The organism is Zwartia panacis, from assembly GCF_030410395.1.
Lineage (GTDB): Bacteria > Pseudomonadota > Gammaproteobacteria > Burkholderiales > Burkholderiaceae_B > Zwartia > Zwartia panacis.
Genome location: NZ_JAUHHF010000001.1, coordinates 181,077 through 191,973, shown reverse-complemented (window position 1 = coordinate 191,973; position 10,897 = coordinate 181,077). Strand labels below are relative to the sequence as shown.

The 10,897-nt window shown below is 49.5% G+C and carries 11 protein-coding genes; 3 read left to right on the top strand and 8 right to left on the bottom strand.

All coding sequences use genetic code 11. From position 1 onward, the window contains the following. A complete protein-coding gene (locus QWY30_RS00915) occupies nt 1-1,701 on the bottom strand; it encodes a ShlB/FhaC/HecB family hemolysin secretion/activation protein (RefSeq protein WP_290237389.1) in 1,701 nt (566 codons plus the stop codon). Between the two features lie 604 nt (nt 1,702-2,305). Between QWY30_RS00915 and QWY30_RS00910 the strand changes: the two genes are divergently transcribed. Next, on the top strand, nt 2,306-3,289 hold the full coding sequence (locus tag QWY30_RS00910; RefSeq protein WP_290237387.1) for a Bug family tripartite tricarboxylate transporter substrate binding protein: 984 nt from the start codon (nt 2,306-2,308) through the stop codon (nt 3,287-3,289). Here the strand turns inward: QWY30_RS00910 and QWY30_RS00905 are convergent. The 3 genes from QWY30_RS00905 to QWY30_RS00895 form a co-directional block, all read right to left on the bottom strand. After that, nucleotides 3,269-4,246, bottom strand: a complete 978-nt coding sequence (locus QWY30_RS00905) for an NAD(P)H-dependent flavin oxidoreductase (RefSeq protein ID WP_290237385.1) — start codon at nt 4,244-4,246, stop codon at nt 3,269-3,271. The genes QWY30_RS00910 and QWY30_RS00905 overlap by 21 nt on opposite strands. Before the next feature lie 47 nt (nt 4,247-4,293). Continuing rightward, the gene (locus tag QWY30_RS00900; protein WP_290237383.1) at nt 4,294-4,566 is read right to left on the bottom strand and encodes a TFIIB-type zinc ribbon-containing protein; all 273 of its coding nucleotides are present in this window, start codon (nt 4,564-4,566) and stop codon (nt 4,294-4,296) included. Nucleotides 4,567-4,654: 88 nt separating this feature from the next. Then, nucleotides 4,655-6,469 carry an ABC transporter transmembrane domain-containing protein gene (locus tag QWY30_RS00895; RefSeq protein ID WP_290237381.1) on the bottom strand — a complete coding sequence of 605 codons (1,815 nt, stop codon included), beginning with the start codon at nt 6,467-6,469 and terminating at the stop codon, nt 4,655-4,657. A gap of 74 nt (nt 6,470-6,543) precedes the next feature. On the opposite strand from QWY30_RS00895, the gene QWY30_RS00890 reads away from it, so the two are divergent. Then, nucleotides 6,544-7,758 carry an MFS transporter gene (locus QWY30_RS00890; RefSeq protein WP_290237379.1) on the top strand — a complete coding sequence of 405 codons (1,215 nt, stop codon included), beginning with the start codon at nt 6,544-6,546 and terminating at the stop codon, nt 7,756-7,758. Between the two features lie 16 nt (nt 7,759-7,774). Here QWY30_RS00890 and QWY30_RS00885 read toward each other — a convergent pair whose 3' ends face one another. Beyond that, on the bottom strand, nt 7,775-9,049 hold the full coding sequence (locus tag QWY30_RS00885; protein ID WP_290237377.1) for a Y-family DNA polymerase: 1,275 nt from the start codon (nt 9,047-9,049) through the stop codon (nt 7,775-7,777). Further along, nucleotides 9,046-9,537, bottom strand: a complete 492-nt coding sequence (locus tag QWY30_RS00880) for a LexA family protein (protein ID WP_290237375.1) — start codon at nt 9,535-9,537, stop codon at nt 9,046-9,048. Before QWY30_RS00880 ends, QWY30_RS00885 begins: the two co-directional genes overlap by 4 nt. Nucleotides 9,538-9,642: 105 nt before the next feature. Between QWY30_RS00880 and QWY30_RS00875 the strand changes: the two genes are divergently transcribed. Then, entirely contained in the window at nt 9,643-10,152 is a 510-nt protein-coding gene (locus tag QWY30_RS00875; protein WP_290237373.1) for a DUF1993 domain-containing protein, read from the top strand. 23 nt (nt 10,153-10,175) lie between these two features. Here the strand turns inward: QWY30_RS00875 and QWY30_RS00870 are convergent, their stop codons facing one another. After that, a complete protein-coding gene (locus QWY30_RS00870; protein ID WP_290237371.1) occupies nt 10,176-10,523 on the bottom strand; it encodes an HVO_A0114 family putative DNA-binding protein in 348 nt (115 codons plus the stop codon). Next, nucleotides 10,520-10,879, bottom strand: a complete 360-nt coding sequence (locus QWY30_RS00865) for a toxin-antitoxin system TumE family protein (protein WP_290237370.1) — start codon at nt 10,877-10,879, stop codon at nt 10,520-10,522. Before QWY30_RS00865 ends, QWY30_RS00870 begins: the two co-directional genes overlap by 4 nt. Nucleotides 10,880-10,897: the final 18 nt, after the last annotated feature.

The following is a 10,897-nucleotide window of genomic DNA, read 5'->3' as shown; positions in this document are numbered from 1 at the left end:
TCAGAATGAAATAGAAGCGTTCAACCAAAAGCGGTTGGGACTCAAACCACCATTGCTGGATAGATATGTCTGAGCAGCATCAGAGAGAGGGCCCGTGCGATGCGCCCAGGTTGCGCGTACCAAAATGTTTTTGGGGGCGTTCCACGTCAAGCTCAGGCCGAGTCCTTGTAGCAGATACATGTTTGCACCTGTATTGCCCGGATAATCTGAAGACTTCAGCATTTGGACATTAGCCAAATCATAAAAAGCAGTTGCGATGAATTGGTGAGGCAATCTCAGACGCAACTCTGCAGTCAGTAAATTTCCTTGTGTCGCTGCACCTTGCCCAGTGGCGTAAGCGCGAACAGCATAGGGTCCCCCCATAAACATTTGTTCGGAGGAGTCCATATTTTTATTTGCGAACTGCCCGGACAAAGAAACATACCCAGAGAGATCTTTCGAGATATTTTGCAATCTGTTTAACGAGTATCTGATCTTGGTGAATTGACCACCAGTATTGATGGTCTCCTCGTTAAAAGATTGAAGTGGTGATCCATTTAAAATAATGACACCCACTGAAAAAATCAGCGAGCCATTATTGGTCCCACCTCCACCCAAGCCATCCATTAAATTTCCGGACAGTCCAGCACTCAGCACAGAAGTCTTGTAACGATTGGTGATGTTGCCGTCACTTCGGTTTTCATAATTACTGTAGTTGTAAAAACCGAGCGCATATAAATTAGCGGGTCGACTGCGAAGAATTGGATAGGCGGCCTCAAGACCACCAGATTGAGATTGTCCTCCCAAGCGCAACGTATCCCAATCGCGGTTGATCACACGGTAATTTAATGCGCTCGCGTTCACGCCCAGGCGCAATCCATCTTGACCGACAGGAACGGTGTAGGAAACACGTCCAAATGAAACGCCTTCGGAATACAACCCATAAACGATTGCTTGATCACCGAATCCCAAAGGACTATTGATATAGACGCTTCCAACTGCACGCCAAATACCCGTTGCAGGATCACCATAATTATCGACATCGACAAAACCATCGACACGCGGTTTATCGGTAATCACAACATTTAAATCTGTTTCGCCTTCTTTTGTACCGCTTTGTAATGAACTGACCGCATTGACATCCGGCAAATCATTCAGCGTCAGCATCGTGCGATCCAATTGCCCGAGGGATAAGCCTGATTTCCGGGTGATACCGTTATCAATCCATGACTCGATTCGCTCTGTACTGACTCTTTTTGACTGATTGTCGATCCGGATTTCACCCACGACAGCTTCGACCACTTGAATCGTCAACACTCCATCGGTCACGTCCTGAGCTGGCACCAGCGCACGTGCCAGCCAACCTTTCTGCCTGTAATGCTTACCGATGAGCTCTGTGATTCCTTTGATATCCGCAAAAGATAGAGAGGTGTTTTTGTAGGGTGCAACTAGCGCTTGTAAATCCTGATCGGATAATTTTTGATTACCGAGAAATTTAAATTGCTTGATGAATACTTTTTGTTGATCAGGTGTGGTGGGGACCGATCTTCCGGGTGCCAGACTCGGCTGTGCAGGGGGTAAAGTGATAAGAGGCTGTTCACTCTGCAGTTGCTGCATCAGCGAACCCGCGGATGGTTGCGCAAATGATGGAGCATTAATCAGGCATGTCACTACTAAAGATGCAGCTAAAGATTTTGGCAAGATAGCTTTATTTTGAGGCATGCTTTTTTAGTGCTCTTTTAAATAACTAATGTTTAGATATCAAAAACTCCTTTGGAAATTGTATTCATTTTGAGATTAATTTTTTTCTACCGAAGCGTACGCTAATCGAAGTATGTAATTGATTTTTATGATTTTTTTGAAAGTCTAAAAGGAGACAAAAAACCAATAAAGCTTCGCGACATATTGAATGAACTTCTCATTAAAACCCTTCGTTCGTACTCATGGTCGAAACGCGCGACATCATCCTCAACCAAATAACCGCCAGACAGCATTTCGATGATTTCGAGCAGAATCGTACAAGGAGTTGCATCATTTAAGAATGCAGCAACACAACTTGTGGCACTGACAAGTAACTCTATTCTTTCCTTGCATCGTTTAGACAGTTTTCCTTAAAAGTCTATAACCTTGAGTCACAGATAAAAATTTTAAAATCCACTGCGGATAATCAGCCAAAGTTTCGTACCCGAACCGGCACAGAGAATAACCGCAGCAACACAGACTGTACTTTCCGCTTTTAGGATAAAAATCGTCCTTGACGGTCACAAGCGATATCACTACATTCGAAGACATAGCAACAGCCTAAAAGGCAGCCGAAGGAGACAAAATGAACTTCAAACACGCGTTCACCAAAGTACAGCTCGCGCTCGGATTGACGTTGCTGACATGCTCAGCGACGACATTCGCACAAACATATCCCTCTAATTCGATCAGAATGCTGGTTGGATTCCCTGCAGGCGGTGGCGCCGACTTAAGTGCGCGTCTAATCGCCAGCGGCATGAGCAAACTGCTGGGCCAAACAATCATCGTAGAAAATCGACCTGGAGCGGGCGGCAGTATCGCTGCTGTTGCCGTATCGAAAGCCCAGCCAGATGGCTATACGATACTGCTGGGTAATACTGGATCACTCACGATCAATCCCTTCATGACTCCGGGACAATCAGTTCAGCCACTCAGGGATTTGGAGCCTGTCGCACTAGTTTCAACATCACCGCTTGCGATCGTGGCAAAAAATTCCTTGCCGGCAAACAATCTAAGTGAGTTCGTTGCGCTGGCAAAGGGAGCACCAGACAAATATAGCTTTGGCACAGGTGGTTCCGGCAGCATTTCTCACCTGACGATCGAATTACTTAAACTTCAAACAGGGATCAAGCTTTTGCACGTTCCATACAAAGGCGGATCCCCGGCCGTTCAAGACTTAATGGCCAACCAAGTCGATACGGTGATAGACGGCGTCCCTTTAACCGCACCTTTAATTACAGATGGTCGGATCAAAGCTCTTGCGGTTACCTCCAAAGAACGTTCTTCTGTATTACCCAATGTTCCCACAGCGCTTGAATCCGGATTCCCGGATCTTGTTGTCACAGTGTGGTACGGGATCGTCGTACCAAAAGGTACACCGGCTCACATAATCAATACACTTAACCAAGCCGTAAATACAGCGCTTAAAGATCCAGAAATGCAAAAGAAATTCGAACAACAAGGGTCGCTTGTTACAGGTGGCAGTCCGGCAGACTTTGAAAAACTGCTTAAAAACGAGCTCACACGCTGGGAGCAAGCCGTCAAAGTATCAGGCGCGAAGGCTCAGTGATTGCAAAGCCTCTTGATATTCAAGTCGCAACTGATTGACGATTTCCTGAACACTCAAGAGGCTATCAATTTGTCCCACGCCTTGGCCAGCACCCCAGATATCTTTCCAAGTCTTCGCTTTTGAGCGGCCATCAGAAAAGCTCATTTTATTCTTGTCGCCAACAGGCAAACTATTAGGATCCAAACCTGCGCGCACAATACTCTCGCGAAGATAGTTTCCATGAACACCAGAGAAATAATCGCTATAAATGATATCAGCCGCGGCAGAATCTAGAATTGTCTGCTTGTATTGCTCGCTTGCATTGGCCTCTTTGCTGGCGATAAATCGAGTACCTATGTAAGCAAAATCTGCGCCCATCGCCAAAGCTGACAATACGGCACGTCCGGTCGCGATTGATCCCGAGAGTGCCAAAGGACCCTTGAAGAAGCGCCTAATTTCGCCGACCAAAGCAAAAGGCGACAATGTTCCGCCGTGACCACCCGCACCCGCTGCAACAGCAATTAATCCGTCAACGCCCGCCTCAAGTGCTTTCTCTGCATGTCTGATAGTAATCACGTCATGAAGAATTATGCCACCATAACTATGCACAGCATCAATCACTTCGCGGACTGGGGCCCTGAGTGAGCTGATAATAATCGGTACTTGATGTCTGACACATGTCTCAACATCCTGCATCAAACGAACATTAGATTGATGTGAAATTTGATTCACGGCGACAGGACCAATATTCATCTGAGGATTTTGTCTTTTAAATGCCTCCAAATCCTGCTCAATCAGATAAAGCCATTCATCCAGTATCTGAGGCTCTCTAGCATTCAATGCTGGAAAAGACCCCACTATTCCCGCTTTACATTGCGCCAACACCAGTTCTGGATAACTGACTGTGAACATCGGAGAGGCGATAACAGGAAGACTCAGATTTTGTAGTGCTTGAACTGAACATGGATGAGTGGACATAAAGTGAGCGAGTAGAGATGTCAATGTGTCAGGGTCAAAATCTATACTCAATCAAAAAATTCACTGAGCCAGTTTTTTGGTTTTTTCTGATAATGATGTCTAGAGTCCGAATGATAACGGTCATCCATGCGCGGCTGAGACTCTCTTTGTTGATACGAGCTAACCGGACTTGGTTGATTCATGACATTCGACTTTTCGATCAGTTTATCCAATTCTCCTCTATCGAGCCATACACCCCGACATGATGGGCAGTAATCAATTTCTATACCCTGACGCTCAGAGATCACGAGCTGAGGATCTTTGCAAACTGGACAATGCATCATAGGCTCCTTGTAAAGTACGTTAAATAAGTTTTATAGACTAGTCTGCTGAACAAAGAGTTCCATACGACTTCTAGGGGTATTTTGATCAAGCAAACTGCAACTTCGCCAGCCGTGCATACAAACCACTTTGGCCAATCAGCTCCGCGTGCGTACCCTGCTCGACCACCGTACCATCCTCCAACACAATAATACGGTCAGCTTGAAGCACTGTCGCCAAACGATGCGCGATCGTCAATGATGTCCTGCCTGGCAGGACACTTTCCAGCGCGAGCTGAACCTCGCGCTCCGACTCTGCATCCAGAGCGCTCGTCGCTTCATCAAGCAGCAAGAGCGGCGGATTTTTCAAAATCGCGCGCGCAATTGAAATCCGCTGTTTTTGTCCACCTGATAATCGCACGCCCCGCTCACCTAAAAAGCTGTCATACCCTTGCGGCAAGGCCGTGATAAAGCCATGGGCGTGCGCAGTCTGGGCCGCTGCGATGACTTCTTGATCGGTTGCATCGAGTCTGCCATAGCGGATATTTTCCATCGCACTGGCTGCAAATATGACCGGTTCTTGAGGAACGATGCCAATCAAATTACGCAACGTGCTCACCGGCCATTGCGTAATATCACGGCCGAACACTTCGATTTGTCCAGCAGCAGGCTGATAAAAACGTAATAGCATCGCAAATAACGTGCTTTTCCCCGCGCCAGAGGGCCCCACCAGCGCATAACGGGCACCACTCGATACAGAAAAGGACAAGTGATTCATCGTCAGAAAATCAGGCCGTGAGGGATAGGAAAACGTGACGTCCTTGAATTTCAATGCCTCAGCAAACTCATTCCCCATGAACGAATCTGGCGCTGAAATGCCGGTGATCAATCGATCAATGCTTTCGCTGTTTTTATTTGAGTCATCAATCAAGGCAGGCCTGGCCTGCATCAACTCGACGAGTCTTTCCATCGCACCCGCTGCGCGCTGCAAGTCACCCCAGGTCTCTGATAGTGCTCCAATCGAGCCAGCAATCAAGACCGCGTACAACACGAACTGAGTCAACTCACCAAGCGATATGACGCCCTGAGTGACCTGACGCGCACCCATCCATAAAACAAACACAATGACGCCAAAGGCCATCACGATCGCCGACGCTGTGAGTATTGAGCGCATGGTGATACGTTTTTTGGCTTCGGCAAAGGCCTGCTCGACCGCCGAATCAAAACGTTTTTGTTCGTAGGGCTCTCGCACAAACGCCTGAACAGTCGTGATCGCGTTCAACACCTCGCCAGCCATCGCACTCGTATCGGCGACTTTATCCTGGCTGGCCCGTGACATCTTACGCACGCGCCGACCCAAGGCCCAGAGGGGTAGAACGATCACCAAGAGCAAAATAATCATCACGCCGGCTAGCCAGGCACTGGTCACCAGCATCATGGTCATCCCACCAAGCAACATCACCAGGCTACGCAATGCGATCGAGATACTTGAGCCCACTAGTGTTTGAACTAAAGTAGTGTCGCTCGTCATCCGTGACAACACTTCGCCTGTCTGTAGGGTTTCAAAATACGCAGGACTCTGTCGCAAGACGTTTTCAAAGACACGCCGTCGGATATCCGCGACCACACGCTCGCCGAGCCATGACATCACGTAAAACCGGCTCGCAGTCATCAATGCCAGCGCCACAGCCAACAGCAACAGATTGATGAATTTCAGATCAACCGCCTCGCTGGTCAATCCGGTATCGACCAAATCACGAAATGCGAGTGGTACGGCCAGCGTGGCAGCTGCAGCCAAAAGTAAAAACAGCGCGGCCAGAAACCACTGTGTCTTGTACCGGGAGAACACCCGGTACTCACGTAACCAATGAGTGAGACTGCTGAGTTTTTTCGCCATAGTCATTGAGTGTAAGGGAAACATCATTGTGATTTTGTCTCTGAGTTAAATATAAAATCACAAAGTTCCGGGTAATCGCCCATTTTCAAGATTGGACCCTCATGCGCGCAAGCGGACGCAGCCTATCCATCTTTCTGATTATCGTGTGTCAAATCGCGGCGATGGCATTATGGTTTTCTGCCTCGGCAGCGGTACCGAGTCTTTTGGATGCTGGTCAGCTTTCGACCGATGCCGCCGCCGCACTCACATCTGCAGTCCAGATTGGTTTCGTAGCCGGCACGTTTACAAGCGCCGGATTTGGACTTGCCGACCGCTTTGACTCTCGCGTGCTGTTTTCAGCAGCGGCATTACTTGGCGCACTATTCAATGGGGCACTCTTGCTTTCTGGCTTTGATCATCCTGCGGCGCCTGTATTGAGATTTGCAACGGGAGTCTGTATGGCTGGCGTCTATCCAGTCGGCATGAAACTCGCTGCTGGCTGGTCCACAGGCAACATGGGGCTGCTCATGGGGGCTCTGGTGGGCGCCGTGACGCTTGGATCTGCCATGCCGCATCTTTTCTACGCCTTTGTCAGTATCGGCTGGCACATCCCCGTCGCGCTTGCCAGTGGCTGCGCGATTGCAGCGGCAGCGGCTATCCATTTTGTCGCGCTCGGACCCAAGCATGCCAAGTCCATGACTTTTCGCTGGGCAGACCTTCAAGCGCTGCTGAAAAATAAACCCATTTTGCTGGCTCAGGGTGGCTACCTTGGGCATATGTGGGAGCTCTATGCCATGTGGGCTTGGCTCGGTAGCTTTTTTGTCTGGGCGCTGCCTGCTTCAGGCATGGAGATCGAACTGGGTCATTCCTCCATTTCGTTGATCACCTTTCTCGTGATGGCCACTGGAGCGATTGGATGCTTGCTGGCAGGTCTGCTTGCCGATCGTATTGGTCGCACCCTGACAACTACCGGCGCGCTGCTCTTAAGCGGCGGTTGTGCGCTATTGATCGGCTTTTCAGTGGACGCGGGTCCAATCGCAGTCATCGTGATCGCGGCGGTCTGGGGCATGACCGTTGTAGCGGATTCGGCACAGTTTTCGGCGGCCATCGCCGAACTCGCCGAACCCCGCTTGATCGGGACAGTGCTGACCCTGCAGACCAGCCTCGGTTTTCTGCTCACAGCCTCCTCGATCTGGCTCATCGCACAGATCTCCGAGATGGTTGGCTGGCGCTATGCTTTCATCGTACTGGCCATTGGTCCGTTACTAGGCGCCCTCAGCATGATGACACTGCGACGACAACCAGAAGCGATCAAAATGGCGGGTGGACGGCGCTAAATACGTTCGATATCTTCTAACGTACAACAGGCAACTCGTCCCAGCGCGTTGTATACCGTGGTGAACGGTTTTCATTGCGCATCGCCCAGCGTTGCGTGAACCCACTCACTCCAGAGCGCACCGTACCATGCCCATAATCACGATTAATCGTATCAAGCGCGCGCATCAGCTGAGTTGATTTCTGTGTCGCTGCCAAGTTATCAAAAATACTCATCTGGCGCCTCTGTTTGTCCGAAAGGAGCATCAACATCACGCCCGCTTTTTTATAACGAAAACCAGCACGATAAATCGTCTCCAAACCACTCAAGGCCGCAGCAGTGAGGGTGAGCGTGTCATCAGTCGGCTCATGCAAAGGCACCGTCACGCTCGCGTTGTATTGCTCATCTTGGTTGAAGCGATTCGTCTGGATGAACACGTACACAGCCGCCGAGACAGACTGTTGCTTGCGTAGTTTTTCAGCCGCGCGCGATAAATAGCTCGCAAGCGACTCGCGTAACTCCTCGATCGTTTCAACAGGTCGGCCAAAACTGCGCGAAGACATGATTTGTTGTTTGGGTCCGGCAACATCCTCAAGCGCCAAACAAGAAATCCCGCGCAACTCATTACAGCTGCGCTCCATGACGACACCAAAGTGCCTGCGCATTTCTTTTGGCGAAGCATTGCGCAGATCCAGGACCGTATGAATCCCCATCGCCTCGAGCCGGCGCGCGATCCGTCCCCCCACGCCCCAGACCTCGCCCACCTCGATGCCGCTCATCCAGCGCACACGCTCCTGACGCGGGATCACATGCAAATCACATACCCCCTCGAATTCAGGATTTTTTTTAGCTAAATGATTGGCGAACTTGGCAAGCGTTTTAGTCGGTCCGACTCCCACGCAAACAGGCAGTCCCGTCCACTGTTTGATGCGCTGGCGCATCTGCTGCCCCATCGATAGCGCCCCCCCGTAAAGGTGCGCGACCGTTTCGATCTGCAAAAAAGACTCATCGATACTGTAGACCTCTGTATCAGGCGAAAAGTCCCGCAAAATCTGCACTACACGATTGCTCATATCTCCGTAGAGCGCGTAGTTGGAGGAAAACGCCAGAATACGGTGCTCACGCGCCAAGTCTTTCATCTGGAACCATGGCGTGCCCATTTTGACGCCTAACGCCTTGACCTCATTGCTGCGGGCCACCGCACAACCATCGTTGTTAGACAGCACAACGATCGGAATACCTTCAAGCTTGGGCTTGAACACACGCTCACAAGAGACATAGAAATTATTGACATCCACAAGCGCGAACATCATCCACCCCTTGCTGAGTAGCGCCGCACCACCCCGACCACCACCCCCCAGACTAATAACTCATTGCCATCTTTGAACTCGATCGGTAAGTAAGCAGGATTTTCAGCGCGCAATTCGACGCGCCCGCGATGCTTGAACAACCGCTTGAGCGTGTACTCGCCATCCACCACCGCCACCACAATATCCCGATGCTTGGGCGTCAGCGCACGATCCACGATGACCTTGTCACCCTCTTCGATGCTGGCACCCGACATGGAGTCCCCTTTGACCGTGAACAGGAATGTCGCGGGTTTATTGCGTACCAGATAGTCGTTGAGATCAAGCCCGACCTCGAGATAATCCGCCGCAGGCGAAGGAAAGCCCGCGCTGATCCGGTGCGCCAAAAGCGGTAAATCCCGCGCAGCCGGCTCCAGCGCCGCATGAACAGGCGTTTGAGTCAGGTTTGGCTCCGCTTTGGCGGATTGAGTTTGGGAGGCAAGAATACTGTACATAAATACAGTATACGATTAACATTTGGATACAACCAAATGAAATTTTCCGATCAGTGAGATCATGCTTTAATCAATCTCGACTTAGCCCGAACAGGATAGAAAATCATGTCCATTTCCCTCTACAGCGCAACCGTGCCTGTTTTCAAACAAATGCTTTTGGCGCTGAGCGATGTGCTCAAAAAGGGCGAAGAACACGCACAACAGCGCAAGTTTGATCCAGTCGTGTTGTTGCAGTCGCGTCTTTTTCCCGACATGCTGCCACTAGTGCGTCAGGTCCAGATCGCTTGCGACTTTGCCAAAAGTGTTCCGGCGCGTATCGCGGGCGTAGAGGTCGCTGCCTACGAAGATACCGAACAAAGCTTTGCCGAACTACAACAGCGCATCGCCAAAACCATCGCACTCATCGACGGCATGACCGCTGAACAACTAAATGGCAGCACAGTCAAAGAAGTCGTATTACGCCCCGGTACACCAAAAGAGAAAAAACTGGCGGTTGAAGACTACGCATTGAAATACGGCATGCCGCAGTTTTTCTTCCACGTCACCACCGCTTATAACCTGTTGCGTCATAACGGCGTCGAGATCGGCAAGAAAGACTACATGGGATCGTACTAGTCGTAGTTTCGCGCTCAGTTAACTCAGACCATAATCTGATAACGTTCAGCATGAGCAATCGGACGAAGTGATCGCTCGTGCTTTTCCATTTTTACTAAACCGTATCGTGACATCGTTTTTAAAGTACGCGAGAGATTTCCTTGCTTACGTCCTGTGAGATCAGCAAGTGCACTGATAGATGCAGGTCGTGAAGTGCGAATGACATCCAGAAGCGCTCGATTTTCGTCGCTGAGTACTTCAGACAGTGAACGCATTGAAGTAAACCAAATTTTAGGATCTGAAGGCTTAGGTTTGAGCTCACCTCTCGCGATCGCCAACATACGTGCGCGAATTTTTTCTTGTGAAGCAATACCTATTTTAATAATTTTCATTTTGACTTCGCCTCTTTTAAAACCGAATCAACTTCAGTAAAAAAGTCTGATAACAATTGATGCGCATTTTTGAATGCATATGGCACACCCTTGTCTGCAATATGCCTATGTTTATGATCAAACGGTATCCGTTGACCAGAATATCTCTTCCCTATCATCTTAACGGCATGAGCGTTGTCATAACCTAAAATTCGTTTACCGCTTGGGGCATGCAGCGTAAGGGAATACCGAATACCATGAGGTATATCTTTGCTAATTTTGACTTCCCAAGCCTCTATTTTGAGCCAGTAGCCATTCTCTTGGTCGATGATCTGATCATGTAGATCCAACAGCGTGCGAATTTCATGATCTTTCATTTTTTGATTATATCATCG

Excerpts from the sequence above, each read along its gene's own strand:
- QWY30_RS00900 (WP_290237383.1), bottom strand. The coding sequence starts at position 4,566 with ATGCATTGTCCAGTTTGCAAAGATCCTCAGCTCGTGATCTCTGAGCGT.
- QWY30_RS00865 (WP_290237370.1), bottom strand. The coding sequence starts at position 10,879 with ATGAAAGATCATGAAATTCGCACGCTGTTGGATCTACATGATCAGATC.
- QWY30_RS00885 (WP_290237377.1), bottom strand. The coding sequence starts at position 9,049 with ATGATGTTCGCGCTTGTGGATGTCAATAATTTCTATGTCTCTTGTGAG.
- QWY30_RS00875 (WP_290237373.1), top strand. The coding sequence starts at position 9,643 with ATGTCCATTTCCCTCTACAGCGCAACCGTGCCTGTTTTCAAACAAATG.
- QWY30_RS00895 (WP_290237381.1), bottom strand. The coding sequence starts at position 6,469 with ATGATGTTTCCCTTACACTCAATGACTATGGCGAAAAAACTCAGCAGT.
- QWY30_RS00910 (WP_290237387.1), top strand. The coding sequence starts at position 2,306 with ATGAACTTCAAACACGCGTTCACCAAAGTACAGCTCGCGCTCGGATTG.
- QWY30_RS00890 (WP_290237379.1), top strand. The coding sequence starts at position 6,544 with ATGCGCGCAAGCGGACGCAGCCTATCCATCTTTCTGATTATCGTGTGT.
- QWY30_RS00880 (WP_290237375.1), bottom strand. The coding sequence starts at position 9,537 with ATGTACAGTATTCTTGCCTCCCAAACTCAATCCGCCAAAGCGGAGCCA.
- QWY30_RS00915 (WP_290237389.1), bottom strand. The coding sequence starts at position 1,701 with ATGCCTCAAAATAAAGCTATCTTGCCAAAATCTTTAGCTGCATCTTTA.
- QWY30_RS00870 (WP_290237371.1), bottom strand. The coding sequence starts at position 10,523 with ATGAAAATTATTAAAATAGGTATTGCTTCACAAGAAAAAATTCGCGCA.
- QWY30_RS00905 (WP_290237385.1), bottom strand. The coding sequence starts at position 4,246 with ATGTCCACTCATCCATGTTCAGTTCAAGCACTACAAAATCTGAGTCTT.